The 20,440-nt window shown below is 46.5% G+C and carries 21 protein-coding genes and 2 pseudogenes; 7 read left to right on the top strand and 16 right to left on the bottom strand.

Translation table 11 applies throughout. The annotated features are described in order from the left end of the window. Window positions 1-361 precede the first annotated feature (361 nt). From Q1A40_RS15165 to Q1A40_RS15150, 4 genes are all read right to left on the bottom strand, one after another. Entirely contained in the window at window positions 362-1,135 is a 774-nt protein-coding gene (locus Q1A40_RS15165) for an FCD domain-containing protein (protein WP_300001465.1), read from the bottom strand. Window positions 1,136-1,212: 77 nt separating this feature from the next. After that, entirely contained in the window at window positions 1,213-1,530 is a 318-nt protein-coding gene (locus tag Q1A40_RS15160) for a PTS sugar transporter subunit IIB (RefSeq protein WP_300001463.1), read from the bottom strand. 10 nt (window positions 1,531-1,540) lie between these two features. After that, the gene (locus Q1A40_RS15155; RefSeq protein WP_300001462.1) at window positions 1,541-2,968 is read right to left on the bottom strand and encodes a glycoside hydrolase family 1 protein; all 1,428 of its coding nucleotides are present in this window, start codon (window positions 2,966-2,968) and stop codon (window positions 1,541-1,543) included. Between the two features lie 9 nt (window positions 2,969-2,977). Further along, window positions 2,978-4,312: a PTS transporter subunit EIIC gene (locus Q1A40_RS15150; protein ID WP_300001461.1), complete on the bottom strand. Its 1,335-nt coding sequence runs from the start codon at window positions 4,310-4,312 to the stop codon at window positions 2,978-2,980. 248 nt (window positions 4,313-4,560) lie between these two features. Here Q1A40_RS15150 and Q1A40_RS15145 point away from each other — a divergent pair, with 248 nt between their 5' ends. The 4 genes and pseudogenes from Q1A40_RS15145 (at window position 4,561) to uxuR (ending at window position 8,103) form a co-directional block, all read left to right on the top strand. After that, window positions 4,561-4,878, top strand: coding sequence for a PTS lactose/cellobiose transporter subunit IIA (locus Q1A40_RS15145; RefSeq protein WP_300001460.1), 318 nt, complete (start codon window positions 4,561-4,563; stop codon window positions 4,876-4,878). A 154-nt stretch (window positions 4,879-5,032) separates the two neighbouring features. Next, a pseudogene (locus Q1A40_RS15140) lies at window positions 5,033-5,629 on the top strand (mannonate dehydratase); the annotation flags it as partial. A gap of 78 nt (window positions 5,630-5,707) precedes the next feature. Then, window positions 5,708-7,180: a fructuronate reductase gene (locus tag Q1A40_RS15135; protein ID WP_300001458.1), complete on the top strand. Its 1,473-nt coding sequence runs from the start codon at window positions 5,708-5,710 to the stop codon at window positions 7,178-7,180. A gap of 149 nt (window positions 7,181-7,329) precedes the next feature. Then, a complete protein-coding gene (uxuR, locus tag Q1A40_RS15130) occupies window positions 7,330-8,103 on the top strand; it encodes a Uxu operon transcriptional regulator (RefSeq protein ID WP_300001456.1) in 774 nt (257 codons plus the stop codon). 156 nt (window positions 8,104-8,259) lie between these two features. Here uxuR and Q1A40_RS15125 read toward each other — a convergent pair whose 3' ends face one another. Further along, window positions 8,260-9,153 (bottom strand): ABC transporter six-transmembrane domain-containing protein, encoded by an 894-nt coding sequence (locus Q1A40_RS15125; RefSeq protein WP_300001455.1) that lies wholly within the window; start codon window positions 9,151-9,153, stop codon window positions 8,260-8,262. 91 nt (window positions 9,154-9,244) lie between these two features. Here Q1A40_RS15125 and Q1A40_RS15120 point away from each other — a divergent pair, with 91 nt between their 5' ends. Beyond that, window positions 9,245-9,817, top strand: coding sequence for a TetR/AcrR family transcriptional regulator (locus Q1A40_RS15120; protein ID WP_300001454.1), 573 nt, complete (start codon window positions 9,245-9,247; stop codon window positions 9,815-9,817). A 56-nt stretch (window positions 9,818-9,873) separates the two neighbouring features. Here the strand turns inward: Q1A40_RS15120 and Q1A40_RS15115 are convergent, their stop codons facing one another. The 3 genes from Q1A40_RS15115 to Q1A40_RS15105 all read right to left on the bottom strand — a co-directional run bounded on the left by Q1A40_RS15115 (window position 9,874) and on the right by Q1A40_RS15105 (window position 13,293). Continuing rightward, window positions 9,874-11,532: an iron ABC transporter permease gene (locus Q1A40_RS15115; protein ID WP_300001452.1), complete on the bottom strand. Its 1,659-nt coding sequence runs from the start codon at window positions 11,530-11,532 to the stop codon at window positions 9,874-9,876. A 100-nt stretch (window positions 11,533-11,632) separates the two neighbouring features. After that, window positions 11,633-12,616, bottom strand: coding sequence for an ABC transporter substrate-binding protein (locus Q1A40_RS15110; protein ID WP_300001450.1), 984 nt, complete (start codon window positions 12,614-12,616; stop codon window positions 11,633-11,635). 14 nt (window positions 12,617-12,630) lie between these two features. Beyond that, on the bottom strand, window positions 12,631-13,293 hold the full coding sequence (locus tag Q1A40_RS15105; protein ID WP_300001504.1) for an ABC transporter ATP-binding protein: 663 nt from the start codon (window positions 13,291-13,293) through the stop codon (window positions 12,631-12,633). Window positions 13,294-13,447: 154 nt separating this feature from the next. On the opposite strand from Q1A40_RS15105, the pseudogene Q1A40_RS15100 reads away from it, so the two are divergent. After that, window positions 13,448-13,546 (top strand): annotated as a pseudogene (locus Q1A40_RS15100) (GntR family transcriptional regulator); the annotation flags it as partial. Between the two features lie 139 nt (window positions 13,547-13,685). Here Q1A40_RS15100 and Q1A40_RS15095 read toward each other — a convergent pair. From Q1A40_RS15095 to Q1A40_RS15060, 8 genes are all read right to left on the bottom strand, one after another. Beyond that, on the bottom strand, window positions 13,686-14,480 hold the full coding sequence (locus Q1A40_RS15095; protein ID WP_300001448.1) for a transporter substrate-binding domain-containing protein: 795 nt from the start codon (window positions 14,478-14,480) through the stop codon (window positions 13,686-13,688). Between the two features lie 42 nt (window positions 14,481-14,522). Beyond that, window positions 14,523-15,248 (bottom strand): amino acid ABC transporter ATP-binding protein, encoded by a 726-nt coding sequence (locus Q1A40_RS15090; protein ID WP_300001446.1) that lies wholly within the window; start codon window positions 15,246-15,248, stop codon window positions 14,523-14,525. Window positions 15,249-15,266: 18 nt separating this feature from the next. Next, entirely contained in the window at window positions 15,267-15,956 is a 690-nt protein-coding gene (locus Q1A40_RS15085; RefSeq protein ID WP_300001444.1) for an amino acid ABC transporter permease, read from the bottom strand. Between the two features lie 13 nt (window positions 15,957-15,969). After that, window positions 15,970-16,647, bottom strand: coding sequence for an amino acid ABC transporter permease (locus Q1A40_RS15080; protein WP_300001443.1), 678 nt, complete (start codon window positions 16,645-16,647; stop codon window positions 15,970-15,972). A 19-nt stretch (window positions 16,648-16,666) separates the two neighbouring features. After that, window positions 16,667-17,569 (bottom strand): NAD(P)-dependent oxidoreductase, encoded by a 903-nt coding sequence (locus tag Q1A40_RS15075; protein WP_300001442.1) that lies wholly within the window; start codon window positions 17,567-17,569, stop codon window positions 16,667-16,669. A 27-nt stretch (window positions 17,570-17,596) separates the two neighbouring features. Then, window positions 17,597-18,043, bottom strand: coding sequence for a ribose 5-phosphate isomerase B (rpiB, locus tag Q1A40_RS15070; protein WP_300001441.1), 447 nt, complete (start codon window positions 18,041-18,043; stop codon window positions 17,597-17,599). 20 nt (window positions 18,044-18,063) lie between these two features. Next, entirely contained in the window at window positions 18,064-18,807 is a 744-nt protein-coding gene (locus tag Q1A40_RS15065) for a FadR/GntR family transcriptional regulator (protein ID WP_300001440.1), read from the bottom strand. Between the two features lie 287 nt (window positions 18,808-19,094). Then, complete coding sequence (locus Q1A40_RS15060) at window positions 19,095-19,616, bottom strand: phosphoribosyltransferase (protein WP_300001439.1); 522 nt, start codon at window positions 19,614-19,616, stop codon at window positions 19,095-19,097. Between the two features lie 324 nt (window positions 19,617-19,940). Between Q1A40_RS15060 and Q1A40_RS15055 the strand changes: the two genes are divergently transcribed. Further along, entirely contained in the window at window positions 19,941-20,390 is a 450-nt protein-coding gene (locus Q1A40_RS15055) for a hypothetical protein (protein WP_300001436.1), read from the top strand. Window positions 20,391-20,440: the final 50 nt, after the last annotated feature.

Below are 20,440 nucleotides of genomic sequence, written 5' to 3'. Positions count from 1 at the left end.
GGCTAGAATAGAGAGTGTCGGGGGCTGAATCTGCGATTACATTCAAAACAAAAATCAAAAAACAAAAACAAAACCAAATCAGGGCTACTTAAATCACACTTTTTAACATGGACACAACATATTGATGTCGGAAGTGTGAAATGTCGGGCACAAATGGCGGATTTCAATGCCTTAATATTACTTAAGTCACTGAATTTATGAGGGGCTGATTGTTAGTGAAGTCAGGGGCGGTTTTTAGTTACACGGATAATTTCATAGCGCAGGACAAATTTATCTGCTGCGCCAGAATGAGTTAAAGCGGGGCTGGAGTGGAGATAAGACATTACCTGGTCATTGTCGCCATGATTCAATTGAATCATTGCTACATGAGTTTTCCTTTAAAAATAGTAACCGATTCAAAAAGATATCCATCAAAATTGGGATCGTTAGCATCAGACAGCTCAAGAAGCGTATTTTTAACATTTTCTAAATGATGCCATGTCGCTTGCCAGGCGCCAATGGTATCTCTACGGCGAAGCGCGGCAAGAATAGTTTGATGGTCACCCAGCCACTTAAGACGATAGGCCCGGGTTTCAAACTGGGCGCGTAACTGTTGCCATACCGGGCTGGCATCATGATGGTGCCAGATACTTGTTACGGTATTCAGTAGCATCTGATTATGTGTCGCGCGGGCCAGAAACAAATGGAACAACTTATCGTTGTCCTGGCTATTATCGTTGAGTGCAATAGCACGTTGTTCTTGTTCCAGAGTGAGACGTAAATTTTCAATATCCGCTTTTGTTGCCATTTTGGCAGCAAAGGCGGCGATATTACTTTCCAATAGCTGACGAGCTTGTAGCATTTCGAAAGGGCCGACATCACTGTGAAAATATGTCTCCTCTGCATCATCGCTTTTGGTCGGTATTTGTAATACATAAACACCTGAACTTTGGCGGATATCGACCGTTCCTTCCAGTTCCAGCATCAGTAAAGCTTCACGTACAATCGTTCGACTGACGCCCCAGGCTTCCGCCAGTTGACGCTCTGGAGGCAGGCGTGAACCAATGGGATAATGGCCGTCGATAATCTGTTGCCGTAGATTATGACCAATCTCCTGATACTGTTTTTTTTCTTGTGATATATCGGCCTTTTCCACACTCTAATCCTTTCATATCATGGCGCAAAGGTTTCAGCCTCTTGGTAGCAAGCTGAAACCTATCGGTAATCTGTTTACTAGTTTACCAAAGCCAGCGCCTGATCGAGTACCTTTCCGCCATTCAATGTTCCATATGCCAGGGTATCAATAACTGCAATGGGTAATTGATAGCTGTCGGTCAGTTTTTTATTTTCTTCCAATTTAAAGCGAACTTGCGGGCCGAGCAGCACTACAGCAATCTCGTTGCCATAATTCTGTAATTCTTCACGCAGATTTTGTTCTGGAATGGCGTAAATCTTATATTCCAGACCACGCGATGCCGCTTCCTTTTCCATTCGAGTCACGACCATCGAAGTCGACATCCCAGCTGCACAAGCGAGTACGATCCGTTTCATTTCAACCACCTTATTTCATTTCATCATCAATGTTGATTGTGAGTTGTTGACTGTCACGTAATTGACGAAACCAGTGCGCAGACTTCTTCATGCGGCGGTTACGTTGATTTTCAAGATCAATTTCAATTAGCCCATAGCGATTTTTAAATGCATTCATCGGGGAAACGTTATCGGTAAAAGCCCATAACATATAGCCCTGACAGTGACAGCCAGCTTGGCTGGCGAGCAGGGTCTGGTGGAGATGCTCGGCAATAAAAGCAATACGATAATCATCCTGAATCTCACCTTGGTCATTTTTAAAGCGAGCTTCGTTCTCAATACCCATGCCGCTTTCAGCGACAAACCATGGCAAATTGCCATATTCATTTTTCATTCGTTGAGCCATATCAAAGATGATACGGGGCTGAATTTCCCAGCCGCGTGAGGTATTCATGCGACGTCCCGGAAGATCGAAATGTTCATAATAATAAGCTGGATGAAATGGTGTATCGGGATGCCAGGCGCGGGTTGGTGCTTTTACCCGGTGTGGATAGTAAAGATTAAGTCCCACTTCATCGACAGTATTCGCGGCGATAATCTCCAGCTCTTCGGGGGTGACTGACCATTGAATCTGATGCTTATCGAGCAGCTGCAGCAGTTCTGCGGGATACTCACCTTTAATCGCCGGATCGAGAAATACGCGGTTATAAAAGAGATCGTAAATCCTGGCGGCATTAACGTCATATATCGCCGTGGATCGAGGATAAGTGACCTCTGGATTAAGAATAGTGCCGACGGTTCCCGAATAACCCTGTTGACGGAATAACTGAACAACTTTAGCGGTGGCAAGATTTTTATGGTGGTTCCACTGCATCCATTTATGGGTATTTTGCTCATACGGCCAGCGTAATGCATCCAAATAAACGCGGGTCTGCACGACAACCGGTTCATTGAAAACAAACCAACGTTTAACTTTGCCTGCATAACGCGCAAAGACCTGGGCTGCATAACGGGTAAACAGCTCTACCACATGCTTTGACTGCCATCCACCATACTGCTCCAGTAATTGAGCGGGCAACTCGTAATGTTCCAGGCACAGCATCAGTTCAATGCCGTTGCTGTGCAATTCATCAATTAACTCATCGTAATAGCGGGCATATTCTTCATCGACGGTTGCATTTTCATAGTCAGTCAGGAAACGTGACCAGTTAATCGAGGTACGATAATGCGTCAGACCTGCCGCTTTCATTAACGCGACATCTTCACGGAAACGATTGATAAAGTCTGTTGCAACGGCAGGGCCATAGCCGTTATGCCAGACATGGCGGTCGTTTTTGTACCAGAGATCGAGATAGGAATCCTGACCCTCTTTTTTCCCGCTCCATCCTTCGGTTTGCCAGGCTGAAGCCGCCGCACCAAGAATAAATCCTTCGGGTAATTGCAGGTGGTGAGTGCTCATAGCGGTTCCTTATTTTGCCGACAAATTCTGTTGAATATTTTTTTGATCCATTGCTTCTGCGCGGCGTGCCGCTATTTTGACAAATGGAAAGTAGATTAATACTGAGACACAAATACAGATAATTTGTGTGACCACGGCCCCCATAGAACCTGCCGTAGAAAGCCAGGCATTGATGATAGGCGGCGTAGTCCAGGGCACCATCACGACGGCTTTACCCGCAAAGCCCATCACGGTGGCGAAATAACCGATTGATCCAGTAATCAACGGGGTAATAATGAAGGGAATGGCCAGAATCGGATTAAGCATAATTGGCATGCCAAATATCACCGGTTCATTAATATTAAAGACCCCCGGTCCGAATGACAGCTTGGCTATTTCCCGCATTTCTTTACGCTTAGTGGCCAGCATTACTGCTATCAGAAGACCGATAGTCAGCCCCGATCCGCCGATACTCATATAGACATCCCAGAACGGCATCGTAATGATATTGGGTGCTTCCAGACCTTGCTCGAAAGCATTCATATTGACCAGAATCGCGCCCAATAAGAGTGGCTCACGAATCGGTTTGATCATCTGATTACCATGTATGCCAATTACCCAAAAAAGCTGAGCAACAAACATTAATAACAGAATGCCCCACAAACTCTGTACCACCGATTCTAATGGCTGCTGCACTACTTTATAGACCGCATCATAAAGGTACATTCCGGTAACTTTATGGAAAATAAAGCCGAAAGAAGCGATGAGTGTCACGGTGAGAATTGAGGGGATCAGTGCTGAAAATGATGCTGATACATTAGGTGGAACGGTATCAGGCATTTTTATTTTCAGTCTGTCGACATTCTCCAGTCGGCAGTATATTTCTACCGATAAAATGGCAATAAACATACCTAAAAACAGACTCTTAGTATCAGAGAACTGTTTTGCCAGTACATCGGTCACTACCTGCATCTGACCCTCTACCATTAACTGGAGGGTTGTCGGCGTCACAGAGATAAAACAGATAATTGCCAGCAGGCCTGGGAATAAGGTTTTTACACCGTTGATACGTCCTAATTCAATACCGATGAGAAAGACCGCACCTATATTAAGAAAGCTTAGTGTCGCGTAGCTAATGCTACTGGTAATGACTTTTAAATCTGTCAGGAACGCCAGAGACTCAAAACTGGCAAGACCATTTTTGGCATCGAATACCATATTCGAAATTAATACAGAAAAAGCCCCCACGATAATGACGGGCATTAGCGTAATAAAAGAGGCTTTGATCGCCATGATATAGCGGTAGCTATTAAAGCGAGTAGCAAAGCTACCTAAAGAATCGATAAGACGGTCCTGTAAAGACATAGGTCAACCCTCAGCGGTTTATACCCGTCATATTTCAAGTCGCCTGAGGCGGGCTGGATCTGACCTACAGGCAACGCGAATTATTTTGGGTTTGTATGGATCATCATTTTGTATTTCAGAGTACTTTATTTGGTATGCCAAAATGACGGTAATTAGAGTTTATTTCTGTGATCTTATTCTCAGAACTCTTTTTTGGTATTCCGGTAGCATGAAAAATGTGAATTTGGCATACCAATAGGGGGGGTTGTATGGATTTTGAACAAACAATCATGGAGCTATTAATCAATGCAGGTGAAGCAAGATCTCAGGCAATGATAGCGATTCAACAGGCACGTGCGGGGGAGTGGAGTCAGGCTGACGCTGCTTTAGCCGCATCAGACGAAGCCATTAAAGAGGCACATAAGATCCAGACTGCATTGATCGGTGCAGATGAAGGAGCTGGGAAGATCCCTGTGACACTGATCCTTGTTCATGCGCAGGACCATCTTATGACAGCCATGCTGTGCCGGGATTTAGCGGGAGAGCTGGTGTTATTGCGCAGAGAAATACGGGGTTCAGAAGAGTAATGACTCCGGGTAAAAGACAGTCTCTTTTGGTTAATTGATACAAGTCACAAAACACGTCAACCAATTTTCTTTTTTGGTTGACTAAGGGTGAGGGAAGTAGGAATTTATACCTTATACTATCAGGGCGACTATGCTGAGTTCAGGTCGCCCGGATGTGGAAAGTATTCCGACTCATGGAGCTATCAGGACGCAAAGTGGCGAGTACGATAAGTGAATAAGTCACTACCAGCAAAGCATACGTAATTTGGCCCGGTGTGGTATTAGGGTAGTCTGTTATAACTTTATACTGGTACTGGACTGGATGCATACTGACCTGGAATATCTTCTGCCAGATAGAGTAAAAGCCCTGTGTTTTTATCTGATTGAATTTACTGCATTTGATATTTATATCCTGCAGAGACTCGCCGCTGAGGCAGATTATATCGAAGAGGGAATTGAGCAGACGAAACAGTGTTTCATTGTTATGAGTGAAGCAGGTAAAATGCGCCTGACACGCAATATCATTGTTGGTTTGTCACGGATGGTTTCCACTGCGGAAGATATGCAGTGAACAGTCGATACCATCAGCAGCCGGCAAATGGTTTTACTCTGTGTACTGGTTCTTATGGAGTGCGTGCGGATCATGGTTACCCAATGCTTGATGACTTGAAAAAGAAAACTAACCCAGGTTTGTGCCATTGGTCGTCTGAAAGGACTGGCTGAAGTGCGTGCTGTTGAGCTGGCGGGACGACAGGTTTTCTTTAATCGCTAAAGCTGACTGATATGACATCGGTTATATGAGTTTTTTCTCTTTTCTGCCCGCGTGCTGCGGCTGACCCTGGAGTTTTTGATGACCACCACTATTGCCAACGGTACTCTCTCTGTCTCTCGTCCCGCATGGGATAATACGCGTCTGGAATCCCGTATTATTCATCTGGGATGTGGGGCTTTTCACCGCGCTCACCAGGCCGTCTATACCCATCATCTGCTGGAGGTGACTGAGGGGGACTGGGGGCTTTGTGAAGTGAACTTGATGTCGGGTAACGGGCAGAAGTTGATCGAAAATCTGAAAAAACAGCAGTTACTCTATACCGTGGTAGAAAAGGGCGCTGAGAGCGCAGAGTATAAAATTATTGGTGCAATCAATGAAGTTTTGCATCCAAAAACGGATGGTATTGATGCTGTCCTGCAAGCTATGGCGCGCCCACAAACTGCAATTGTCTCATTAACTGTGACCGAAAAAGGTTACTGCATTGACGCCGCCAGTGGGCAGTTTGATATTAATAACCCTCTGATACAAAATGATTTAGCGAATCCATACGCACCAAGTTCAGCAATTGGTTATATTGTTGAAGCTTTGCGATTACGTCGTGAACAAGGGCTGAAAGCGTTTACCGTAATGTCCTGCGATAACCTGCGTGACAATGGTCATTCGGCTAAAGCCGCGGTGCTGGGGCTGGCATTAGCACGTAGCCCGGAACTTGCTGCGTGGATTGAAGCTAACGCCAGTTTCCCTTGCACCATGGTTGACCGCATTGTCCCGGCTGCGACACCGGATACTTTGCAAGAGATTGCTGACAAACTGGGGGCTTTTGATCCCTGCGCTATCGCCTGCGAACCCTTCAGCCAATGGGTTATTGAAGATAATTTCGTTAATGGCCGTCCTGAATGGGACAAAGTTGGCGCTCAGTTTGTTGCCGACGTAGTGCCTTTTGAAATGATGAAGCTCCGTATGCTGAATGGTAGTCACTCTTTCCTGGCCTACCTGGGCTATCTGGGGGGATATGAAACTATCTCTGCAACTATGGAAGATCCTGCTTACCGCAAGGCGGCGTTTTCAATGATGATGCAGGAGCAAGCGCCGACTTTATCAATGCCAGAAGATATTGATTTGCATGCTTATGCGACGTCACTGATTGAGCGTTTCAGTAACCCGTCCTTATGTCACCGCACCTGGCAGATTGCGATGGATGGTAGCCAGAAATTACCACAACGTATGCTGGACTCTGTACGTTTCCATCTGAATAAAGGCAGTAACTGGCAGCATTTAGCGCTTGGTGTAGCAGGATGGATGCGTTACACCCTGGGAGTTGATGAGAAGGGACAAACGATTGAGGTTGTCGATCCATTATCTGCGGAATTCCAGCGTATTAATCGACAATATCATGGTGTAGAGCGTGTTGCCGGCTTACTGACCTTAACGGCTATTTTTGGTCAGGATCTGCCTCAAAATCCGGCATTTGTTTCAGCTGTTACCCAGGCTTATCAGCAGCTCACTGAACAAGGCGCTCGTGCTTGTGTAAACGCCTTAGCTACAGTCTGAGCTTAATCAATATACCGCGCTGGATAGCGCGGTATATTGCTGTCCTTTGGTTAACCCCTTCCCGGTTTCTCGGTATGATGGCATTTATTCTGCCGACAACTATGCTAATTTATGGCTATTAACTCACTGTATTCCATGGACGTAATCAAATGAAACCTGAATTCTCCCAGCAAAGACCCTATCAAGATGTGGGGATGATGATCCAAGATTTGATAGTCCAAACTCCTTATCTGCCAGGTTCGCGTTTGCCCCCCGAGCGTGAAATTGCCGAGATGCTCAATGTGACTCGCACTGTGGTGCGGGAAGCCCTGATTATGCTGGAAATTAAAGGCCTGGTTGAGGTGCGTCGTGGTGCCGGGATCTATGTTCTGGATACCGTAAGCGACCAAAGCAGTGAAGGAATACATAACCCGGCGTTTAATGATGCGGGTCCGTTTGAAATGCTACAGGCACGTCAGTTGCTGGAAAGTAATATTGCTGAATTTGCCGCACTTCAGGCAACAAGAGAAGATATCATCAAGATGCGTCAGGCACTGCAACTCGAAGAGCGAGAGCTGGCATCCAGCGATCCGGGTGGTACTGAAAGTGGTGATATGCAATTCCATCTGGCTATTGCTGAAGCGACCCATAACAGCATGCTGGTTGAGCTGTTCCGCCAGTCCTGGGAGTGGCGTGAAAATAATCCCATGTGGAGCCAGTTGCACCGCCATCTTCATGATACGGATTACCGTAAAGAGTGGTTGGTGGATCATAAACATATCCTCGCGGCTCTGATTAAGAAAGACGCGCGTGCTGCCAAGCTTGCGATGTGGCAGCATTTGGAAAATGTTAAGCAGCGCTTACTGGAGTTTTCAAATGTTGATGATATCGACTTTGATGGCTACCTGTTTGACTCCTGGCCGCTCAATACCTCTCTGTCCTGACAATGGTGGAGCAAGGTGGCTGTCATTATTCAATTTTGGATATATCCTAAGCTGTCATCCAAGTTAACGCGGAGTATTTTTACACCGCCAGGCAGAATTCCGGGCTGATATTTCCAGCGCAAAAAATTTTTAAACGTAACATCTACTTTGTTCTGACTAAATCATTCCAGTATTGACGCGACGGCCCACTTCTTTTAACTGCGAATACTTTTCCAGCAGTGAAGGGGTATCATCGAGGCTCATGGCAAACATCCACAGGTAGGTCATAACCGAATAGATATGCCCGGCGCTGATCCCTTCTCTGCCGGCCATCATAAATATGGTCATGCCAAAAAGTAGTGCCGCGGCAATACCTATCAGTAAAAAGCCGACTGCCTCACGGTCTGAAAGGCGGATACGAACCTGCGCCAGAAACTGATAATGGCGATAAAGTTTTTCTTCTCTGGCACTGCTGACAAATGCCACTTCTTTTTCCAGTCTGTCATTAAGCCTTTCAATTAACTGCTCATTTTTACGGGTATAGCCGGGAAGTAAGCAGAAGAAAAAAATCAAAATAGCCAGGCAGGCGATTCCTGCCACCGGCTCAATGGTTATCAGCATTACCACTGCACCACAGACGGAAGCGACAGAGGTGATAAGCATCGGCAGATGGGTTTCAAAAAAATCAACAAATTGCCGTGAGAGCGTTACGCGAGCTGCGATGGTTGAATGACTATTTTCCTCTCTGCGCTGGGCGAGGATCAGCGGTACAGCCAGTTTGGCGTAAATACGGGCAAAAGTGCGGGTATCGACACTGCGGCGAGCAGCACCTATAACCCACATGCCCAGCACTAACATGGCGTAGAACAATGCATGTAGCGTATTGCCTTGTAAGATGGTATTGATCGCAAAACCTGCCAGCAGGGGATAAAGCAGATACACGACGTTCTCCGCAATAACTAATAACAGGGTAAAAATCAGCCTTTTGTTATTGCGCTTTGCGAGAGCTTTGAGGGTATTGAGAGCATTGGGTGAGGCTACAGGTGTTATTTTTTCAGGTATGATTTGCATGAGATGATTCACAACGAAAGAATTTGAGCGGTTGCTCAAAAATCGTAAAAATTCTAATTGAGCAATTGCTCAAAGTCAACGAGAGTCAGGTATGAAAGAAACCCGTTCGGCGCTCAGAGAAAAGATCCTCGAAGCCGCTGTGGCGTTGTTTATCGAGAAAGGGCTGGAGAATGTTAAAACTCGGGAACTCACGACGTTCTTAGGGCTTTCCCGCAGCCATATTTACCATTACTTCCCTGACTGGGCGAACCTGTGTCTTGAAGCTTGTTACTATTTTGCCAGCAAAGATTTAGCCGCCTTCAAAGCGGAGATCTGCCATTTAGCGCCCCGGGAGCGGTTAAATGCCTTTGTCAGCAATTATCTGACCGTTGAGCCTGACGCTACCTGGCAGCTTTACAGTTCAATCTGGAGTAAAGCAACGGTTGAGCAGGCTTATGGTGAGCTGGCAGAGCTGGTGGGTCAGCAGTGGTTTGAGTGGAGTGTGAGTATCATCAGCGAGGGGATCCGCTGCGGCGACTTCCGCCAGACCGATAGCGAACAAGTTGCCCGCCAGCTTGGGGCTATGTTAAACGGTTATGCTGATAACTTAATTGTTTCTCAAAGTCAGGAAGAGCGTAGTCAATCGATTGTCGATATACAGGCTTTTCTTAAGCTGGTTTTGTGAATTCAGACGACAGAAATGTCAGATACACTCAATAGCTGAGTATATCTGACAGAGGTTTATTGGTGCTGGGTTTTCTGCTGTAATAGCTGTGCTGCGAGCATCAAACTCAGACTTATCAAAACAGCCAGACAGGCCATCGCCATACCACTGCCAATCGATCCCTGTTCAAACTGTCGCCAGACATAAATCGAGACGGTTTGCATACCCGCCGGGGCCAGTAGCAGAGAGGAGACCAGCTCTCTTGAGGCCACCGCGAACACCAGCATCATGGCAGCCAGTAAACTGGGCATCACCAACGGAAAGAGAATCAAACGTAACGAGGTAATCGCGCCAGCCCCGTGAACTCTTGCCGCATCGGCTAAACTCCCGCCTATTTGGGTCAGAGCTGCGCTGCAATAGCGCACTGGATAAGGCAATAACAAGCAGCTATAGGCCAGCAGCAAGATCCACCAGGTATGGTAAGGAGTCACGGGCCAGAAGGGTTGATTCCAGGCGAGGATCAGGCCGACAGCGATAACAATACCGGGTATCGCCACCGGTAATAGAGACAAGGCATCAATAATAACCGCGCCTCTGATACGCTGCGAAACCACCAGCCAGGCAGATAAAAAGCCCAGTATACCGGTCAGAATGGCGGTTGCTGTTGCCAGGGATACGCTGGTGAAAAGCGCATCCAGCGCTTCTGTCTGGGTATCCATCAGCCTGGCGAAGTGGCGTAAGGTTAAGTTATCGAATGACAATCCACCGGAAACGGTTGAGGTGAAGGCGGTCCCGAACATGGCCAGCAAGGGAATACCGACGGCGATAAAGGCGACCAGAGCAAATACCCCTGTCACTGGCCAGCGCCAATATCCAAGCGATCGGGTGACCAGGGCGGCAGCTTTACCTGTGGTGGTTGCTACATTACGTCCCGAGACTAATGAGCGTTGAAGCGTATAGGCAAATAGCGCGATACTTGCCAGCAGCAGTGAAAGGGATGCCGCTCCGGGCAAATCAATCGGCCAGTCCCCTAATCGTTGCTCAATGGCGGTAGTAAATACGCGGATACCATTGGGTGTGCCTAGAGCCGCCGGAATACCGTACTCCTCAATTGATAAGGTGAAGACTAATAAGACTCCGGCGGCAATTGACGGCAATGATAACGGAAAGGTAACCCTGAAGAAGGCTTGCCAGGCTGAAGCACCATGAACGCGAGCAACATCTGCCAGACGGTTACCATTGGCTGCCATACTGCGGGATACCGCGAAGTACAGTACCGGGAACAGATTAAGCGCCATAATACAGACTATGCCAGCGAGTGAAAAAATAGCCTCACCGGGACTTATTCTTAATAGTTGCCAGGAGTAACCATTGGGCTGGAGGGTGAGCATCCAGGAGAGCCCGGCAATATAAGGTGGAATAAGAAAGGGAATAAGAAATAGCAGATCCCAGAGGCGTGCGAACGGAAGATTAAATAATCCTCTTAATGCTCCCAAGGGAATGGCAATCAGAGCACTTAACATTGCAACACCGAGGCCAAGTAATAAAGTATTACCGAGCAGAGGTGGTAACTCGGAGTCACTCAATAAGCTTATTATTGGTGTAAATGGCTGGCTAAAACCTTCTGTGGCTAACGCCGGGAATAGTGATTGTAATATAATAAAAAATAACGGAATAAGAACGAGAATAGTTAATGCGGTAATAATAATAAATGGAAGAAAGCGAATTCTTATCATCAGAATCAATGCTCCTGCTGGGTATTTATATACCCAGCGGCGGTCTTATTAAAAGTCTGTCCTGTCAGGCTATTTTATTTGGGACAGGCGCTAAAAAGTATTAGCGGAAGATAGCATTAAAACGTGACAAGACGTCATTACGCTCAGCGCTGTCAGGGGTGACTTCAGGCAGAATCTTTAGCATAGAAAAATCAGGGCGTTTACCTTGAACATCTGTTCTGGCTGGCATTAACCAGGAAGCGGCAACGATTGCCTGACCTTCCGGAGACAAGACATAATCGATAAAGGCTTTTGCTTCAGCTTGTTGCTGACTGCTTTTTAAAATCATCATCGGGCGTGGAGCAATCGCGGTACCGCTTTCGGGGAAGATAACCTCGATAGATTCACCTCTGGCAATACCGCTATAGGCAACATAGTCCACTGCACCAAATACTGCGGCTTTAGCGCCTTGTAGTACTGGCGTCAGAGCCTGGGCATTAGGGCCGGAAATCACCATGCCATTTGCTTTTAAATCAGTAAACAGTTTCCAGGTTTCCGCTTTCCTGGCATTTTCCAGACCTAATACTAAATCAAGCGAAGCCCCTGATAATGCCGGGTCTGGCATAGTGACTTTATTCTGAAATGCAGGTTTTGTCAGGTCACTCCACTCTGCTGGTTTCGGTGTTCCGCTTTTAGTATTCCAGACAATACCTAAGGCTGAGATGCCCTGGGCAACATAATAAGGTGTTTTAAAACGCGCAGGCACCTGGGCGGCATTCGGGCTTTCATAAGCCAGTAACCAGTCTTTTTTCTGTAAATCGACCGCGGTATCCCAAGAGGCGGAAATCAATACATCAGCGCGAGGATTTGCCTGCTCTGCTTCAAGACGTGCCATGACTTTACCGGTAGTTGCCTGAAAGACATCTACTTTTACGCTAGTCTGCTGTTCATAACCTGCAGCCAGTTGTTTTGCCATAGCGCCTGGGCCTGCGGTATAAACAGTCAGGGCATGTGATGATGCTGAAAAAAGTGCACAGGAAAGACCCAAAGTCATCGATATACCTTTCAGTGAGGGGGGAGCAAACTTCTTAATTAAATTTGGCATCAGATTATCTCTCTTCATAATGTTGTCAGACTTTCAATTTTCCCGGACTGCATATGTGCAATCTGATGGGCGAGTGCAGAAGCTTCCGCAGGATCATGGGTGACATACACTGCGGTAATACCTAATGTTCTTAATAGCTGGGCCATTTCTTCACACAGCGACTGGCGTAGTGCGATATCCAGGTTTGAAAGCGGTTCGTCAAATAACAAAATTTCCGGTTCAGCAATAATGGCGCGCGCCAGCGCAACACGTTGTTGCTGACCACCTGATAAATCTGCTGGTTTTCGGTTTGAGAAATCCGCTAAGCCAACGCGTTCCAGCGCGGCATCAACCCGTTCCTGTATGGCATGGCGAGGTATACCGCGCATACGTAAAGGAAAGGCAACGTTCTGGGAAACGGTCATATGGGGCCAGAGAGCATAATCCTGAAATACCATGCCAAGATTACGTTGCTCCGGAGGAACCAAGTGATGCGAATTCGCCACTAACCGTTCGGCGAAATGAATCGTTCCGTCAGTCGGTTGTAACAGGCCGGCGAGCAATTTAAGTAGTGTGCTTTTACCGCAACCTGAAGGGCCAAGTAATGCGAGAACGGTGCCTTTGGATACCGTTAAATCGATACCATTAAGGACATATTGGTTTGAAAAAGCCTGAGACAAATTCTGTATTGAGATCATGGATGGGCTACCCGCAGCTGAAGCTGCCGGTAATACACCCAAGCTCCGGTTTAATGGAGAGAGAGCTTGTTGCATAAATTGTTATCCTCTTTGGGACTTAATCGCTGCCGAGGATACTACGAGACAAATAAGACAGATTTATTACGGTTTTGTGATGTGAAGTCAGCGGTTGCGTAATCTCTACTGGCTAAAGCTACATGAACATATTGATAATCGTTCGATCGAGAGCGGGTGTGACGAACACCATCAAATCTAAAAATAGGAGATTCATTTTTTTACCTTGATTAAAATGATTAAGCTATTTTTTTGAGGCTGAAAATATAGAAGATGTTTTTATTTGATGTGAGTCTTCCTCCACCTCTTTTTAGAGGTGGAGTTAATATTTTTACTTGTTATTTGCGATTGATAATTTCTTCTGGAATAGGTTCACCGTGGTATTTTTCATAAATAGCATTAAGTTTGCCATTTTTCAGGTTAGTTTCAATCCATTCATTGAGCTTCTCTTTCAGCTCTGGCTGATCTTTTTTCAATCCAATAGCCAAGTCAAATACCGTTAATGTCATTTTTGGCTCAAATGCCAGTTTAGGGTTCTGTTTATGGATCTGATCTACTAGAGTGGCTGATGTAGCAACGGCATAAGCCTGGCCGCTGACAGCAGCAGTGACGAGCGTGGCATCATCATCATAACGTTGCACTGAGAAACCATTCTTTGCAGCATCTTTACTGAGCATTGAGTCTTGCGTGGTACCGCGGGTAACCGTCACGGCACGTCCCTTAAGATCGTCCCAACCGTCTATTTTTGTTGCTGCGGGAGCGGCAATAACGGAGCGCAACCCTGCATAAGGGCGGGTAAAATCAATCACCTCAGCACGTTGCGGAGTGACGGACAGAGTCGAGATAACGATATCGGCCTTACCTGTCTGCAAGTTTGGAATACGTGTCGGGCCGGTAGTTTCAACGAATTTAAGTTTTAATCCCCAGTCTTTAGCAAGTAATTCTGCGGTTTCAACATCGGACCCTACCGGTTTCATTGAGGCATCCAGCATGCCTGAAGGTGGAATAGATAAATCTGTGGCCACACGAAGTTCGCCACGTTTTTGAATATCTTCTAACGTATTGGCTGAAACAGAAAATGAAAATACGGTTGAGAGTAATGTAGTTAAAATAATTTTTTTTGTAGGGTTCATCTTTATGCTCCTGAATACATATCTGGTTATAAGGTGACGGTATTAAAGATCGTTTGAAATAAACTCTTGAAGCTCCTCAGTCGCAGGGTGTTTTAAAATATCGACAGTGCCACTTTCATGGACTTTGCCGTGGTGCATAAAAATAACTTTATCGGCTATTCGACGGGCGAAGTTCATCTCATGAGTCACCATCACCATGGTCATACCGCTGCCAGCAAGCCGTTCAATAACGCGTAGCACTTCACCAGTAAGTTTGGGGTCAAGGGCGGAAGTCACCTCATCGAATAGCATCACTTTGGGTTTCATGGCCAGGGAACGCGCAATGGCGACGCGCTGCTGTTGACCCCCTGAAAGTTGTTCAGGATAGCTGTCAGCTTTATCCGCCAGACCGACTTGTTCGAGTACAGAAAGAGCCAGATGATGAGCCTCTTTTCTGGCCATTTTTTTAACCGATGTCGGTCCCAGGGTGATGTTCTGTTCAATGGTTAAATGGGGAAACAGGTTATAGCTTTGAAAGACAATACCGACATCCTGGCGCAGTTTTCGCAGATCGATATGCGGATCTTCCACGCGATGACCGCATACCTCAATAGTGCCGCCATTGATCGTTTCCAGTCTGTCGATACAGCGTAGAGCCGTACTTTTACCTGAGCCACTAGCACCTATCAGGGCAACGACTTGGCCCTTATTGACAGAGAAAGAAACATCCTTCAGGACCTGATTCTGGCCAAAGCTCTTTTGTACATTGTTCAATGTAATAATGGACATAGTGATGACCTTCAGCAGTTAATTAATTTGTGGAATGGCAGATGCCGACTGGCTGGCTTTTTTTTCTGATGCGCCGCGTTCAAGTCGACGACTCAGTGCTGAAACTGGGAAGCAGAGACAGAAATAAATAGCGGCAACAATGAGATAAATAATAAATGGCTCGAATATCGAGTTATTAATTAACTGGCCTGCACGGGTTAATTCAACGAAACCGACGACTGATGCCAGCGAGGTATTTTTAATTATTTGTACCGAGAAACCGACGGTAGGTGGGGTGGCAAGTTTCACTGCCTGGGGCAGTATGACTTTGAACATTCTCTGGGCGCGGGACAATGCCAGGCATTCAGCCGCTTCCCACTGAGAACGGGGTACTGACTGAATACAGCCGCGCCAGATTTCCCCGAGATACGCACTGGCATAAATGGTAAGAGAAACCCCCGCAGCCAGTAATGGCGAGATTGAAAAACCGAGTCCAGGCAGACCGAAATAGACCATAAACATAATGATCAGCAGCGGTGTTCCTTGAACTAGCTGAACCCAGCCTGTGACCAAAAAGCGTATTGGGCGTATCGGGGTGATACGCCCCAGCGCTATCAGAAATCCAACGAGTCCACCGCCACCAAATGCCATCAGTGATAACACAATAGTCCAGACGGTGCCTTCCAGTAAAAACTGGAGATGAGCGAAATTAAGGGGAAAGTGCATCATCTTATCTCCCTGGTTAGATGGTCGTTCCGAGACGACGGCGACGTGGAAAAATCGCTAACCCAAACAACCAGAAAATGAATCGCATCATAAGTGAGATAGCGATATAGATACCGGCGACGATGAAAAAGGTTTCAAATGGCCGATAAGTTTCTGATTGAATAAAGTTTGCGGTTGCTGTGAGTTCCTCGGTAGATATCTGTGATGTGACAGAAGAAGCCAGCATCAGCAGAATAAACTGACTCGTCAGTGACGGATAAACGCGCTCAATCGCCGGACGCAGTGCAACATGCCAGTATTGCTGCCACTTTGTTAATCCCAGGGTTTCAGCCGCTTCCCACTGTCCTTTATGAATAGAGTCAAAACCGGCACGCATAATTTCCGCAGTGTAGGCACCCACGTTAATCGTCAGAGCAATCACCGATACGGTAAACGCGCTAAACGAAAAGCCCAGACTTGAAAGGCCAAAATAGACCAGGAAAATCTGTACCAGAAACGGGGTATTACGAATCGACTCAACATAAATAGCGGCGATCCTTACACAGATTGCCGATTGAGAGCGCCGGGCAACGGCACTCAAGGTGCCGATAAGAAAGCCCGTCACGGTCGTGACTAGTGCCAGTTGGGCGGTCAGCTCCGCCCCATCCAGCAACAGCCGCCATTGTGAAAGAATTGCTGAAAAATCGAGAGTCATGGCTGGTTACCCCGGCGAGTTAGTTGCGGTTATTTTGCCCGGTAAGACGGTCATACACTTTAAATAGCGCCTGATTACCATTTGAACCTTCACCGTATGCCTGGGCATTCTGATATTGCGTTGCGACCAAGGCCGTGGCTGGGAGGGGGACCGGATGTTTCTGTGCTGCTTCGAGTACCAGACGAAGATCTTTCATCATCAGGTCAATGCGGAATCCGGCAGATACATCACCTTCGATCATCGCGGGTGCCAGTTTATCGAGCATCCAGGAGGCCGCGGATCCGCCCAGTAGCACTTCGCGCATTTGTACCAAGTCGATATCCCAGGCGCGGGCCAGTGCCAGTGCTTCACAAATAGCCTGAATATTGATCCCACAGATCAGTTGGTTGCAGAGCTTCACGGTTTGCCCAGCGCCGGAGGCTCCGACATGGTTGAGCGTAGTGCCCATCGCTTGTAAGAAAGGGGTGGCTTGAGCGAACCCACTGGCTTCACCGCCAACCATAATGGTGAGGGTGCCATTTTTAGCACCAACCGGGCCACCAGAGACTGGTGCATCCAGCATAGTGATGCCTGCAGCGGCTAATGCCTGACTAAATTTTCGGGTGGCATCCGGGGCGATAGTACTCATATCAACAAATAATTTTCCGCGTGGCGGATGAGCCAGTAATCCGTTTGTGCCTGAGACGATTTCTTCAACTTGCGGAGTGTCCGGCAGCATAGAGATGACAATATCTGCATCCGTCACAGCGGAAGGAATATCCGGCATGATTTCTATCCCGAATTGACGTAGGGCATCACCTGCGGTGGGGATAACATCAAATGCATGGACGGTAAAACCGGCTTCGGCAAGGTTCCGGGCCATTTCACGTCCCATGACGCCAAGGCCCAGAAAGCCGACAACACCGGAAGTTTTATTATTCATCGTTATTCTCCTTCGCTTGATTCACTATTAGTTTTGCTGTTCAAGTTGTGTAAGCTTCTCGACGCGACGGATAAAATCGATATCTTGAACAAACTCAGCTTTCAGAAAAGACTCAATCAGATCCCGGGCCAGCCACGGGCCGATAATCTGGGCGCCAATACACATCACATTGACATCATCATGTTCAACAGACTGATGGGCGGAATGCACGTCATGGCAGACAGCAGCGCGGATCCCTTTCACTTTGTTGGATGCAATCACAGCACCGACGCCAGTCCCACAGACCAGGATACCTCGCTGATGTGTCCCTTCTCGAACCTTGTTGCAAAGCGTGGCGGCGATGTCTGGAAAATCCACCGGTTCTGGGTCATGGCTACCAATATCCGTTACCTGATAACCCGATTGTTTTAGCCAGTTAACTAACTCTTGCTTCAGATGGAATCCAGCATGATCGCTACCAATCACTATTTGCATCTCTTGTTCCTCAGGGGTTTTTAGTTATTTAAAGGTGAACCGCTCACCATGCGAATGGTGGCGCGACGGCGAAAATCAGCGCCAATCTCAAAGTGGCGTCCCAGCAATTCATCAGCCAGGTCTTCATTGCGTTCGACAATGGCGGCAAAAATGGCGCGGTGATGGTCAATCAGAAACTCTTCAATACCTTCGACTTGCATGATCTGCTCACGTCTGTCGAGATGTGATCTATGAACTAACACACTGATTGACTGATAAATATTGATAAGGGTGGGTGAGCCAGAGGCATTGACAATGGTTTCATGGAAACGGAAATCAGCGAGATAACCTGACTGTGGGTCGTGAATGGTATCGATAATTTCTTTCAGACAGCCAGCAAGGCGGTCATAGTCACTCTGGGTGCCACGACGGCAGGCGAGACGTACAGCCTGGCGTTCTATCGCAATTCGCGCCTGCATTACGTCATCAACCACATTAGGCTGATGTGCGAGCACAAAAGTGAAAAATTCGCCCAGAACCGAAACATCTGGTTTTGTTACCACAGTGCCAATGCCATGACGTATCTCGACGGCACCAATCATGGCGAGAGCTCTTAATGCTTCTCGTAAAACAGGGCGACTTACACCTAACTTTGCTGAGAGTTCGCGCTCAGGTAGCAAACTGTCCCCCGCTTTTAATTCTCCTGTTAGCAGTTGATCCCGCAAAAAATTAACAACTCGGTCGTAACCGTTGCTGTTCTCTGTCTTTTCGCGCCTGATTTCCATAATCTTTTCCATTGGTCTTTAGTGGTAATACCAATGGTAGATGTGTTAATGAGATATTAATGTGATGTTGATCTATTTTTAACCAGAGTGATTTGTGAGCACTATCGCATTTATCGGTGGAGGATCTTTTTTTGTGAAACTGATCGAGCGAATACACTCAGTGAGTGATGTTTTTCAGAAGGGAGCTGCCGAAGGGGATTCTGGAGTCATGGGGGGTTAACCTTTAAGTTGCCTGAATATTATTTCTGCTGTTAAGCGTCGCAGGCAACTTGAAGGAGAGACTATAATTATTTAATGAGCTTACAGACTTCGGGCAAATTTCTGAACTTATTCTGCCACGGCATACCATAACCTATTAATAAATCATCATTAGTCGTCTCCCGCGCATAGAACTGACGGACGGGGATAGCAATGCGTCCAGGCTTCACAAACAGCGTGGCAATAGCGAGTGATTTGATGGAGTAGTGCTGGGTTAAGTGTTCTACCAGGCGTTTCATCGTGCCGCCAGACTCGATAGCGTCATCAATCAAAATGACATCCATACCATTAATGTTCACATTATTATGAAAAATAATCTCGGACTTATTCTCTCTCTGACCGGGGGTATGCGGGCAGGAGATATAGTCCATATGTATATCAAAATTAAGCTCCCGTACTAAATCTGCGGTATAGAGTATGCCGCCAGGAACCACAGTGATAATAGCGGCTTCCTGATAGATATTATTGAGCTGCTCAGCAACAGATTTTACGCCAGCCTGAATATCTGCTCTGGAAATAACAACTTCACCTGCATGTGATGTTTTTATCATAATCTTTTCTCATTGACGATTGCCCGGATTTGTTGATGCAGGATACAAATTTATGCTCGATTGTGCAATGTTTGTCGCGATCTGTTTATTTTTATTCTGTTTTGGTGTGTTTGTCGAGCATAAACGAGCACTGCCATAGGAGACGCTGTGCTGCAAAGCATGGTGAGTTACTGTGTTATCCGGGTAAGTCCGGTAAACTATTTTACCCGCTGTTGATACAACAGAGGAAAATGACTACAAAATCAATTAATATAAGACCAACATTACCGATAAAAGAACCGTATTGTTCTTGTGGGCAACAGTGAAAGTCTGGAGAATTGTGGTATGTTTCGATATATATTATTAATATTATCTTTTTCTTTTCATGCCAATTCAGCCAGGGCTGATGAACCTATAGAATATAATAAATGGTATTCAAAGAACGGTGTTCTCTATGATATTACCCAGACCCAGGATGGGAGCCCGGTAATGTTAAGTATTTATGCGGCGGGAACAAAAAATGCCAATATGGTGGTGTCATATTATAGCCAGGGAGCATGTGAGAAAAATATAAATACCCTGATAATGGATGCGACTGATTTCCCTGCGGAGTATAGGTGTGTGCCGGATAAAATGGGGAAAATCAATCACTATATGGTTACCGATGCCGGTTCTGTTAATTATCTGGTGGAGCGTTTAAAATCGGGTTTTACCGTGTTGCTTCAGGATAATATTAAAGTATGGGTCGAAAACTTTAATAATCCTAAATATGGTGTTGCGCCTAATTTTTGGTAATCAGCGACGATCACGCTCCCCGGTATGAATATTTTCATACCGGGACTCTA

Source organism: uncultured Cedecea sp. (assembly GCF_947498825.1).
Taxonomy (GTDB): domain Bacteria; phylum Pseudomonadota; class Gammaproteobacteria; order Enterobacterales; family Enterobacteriaceae; genus JGM124.
This window is presented reverse-complemented; position numbering and strand designations above follow the sequence as displayed.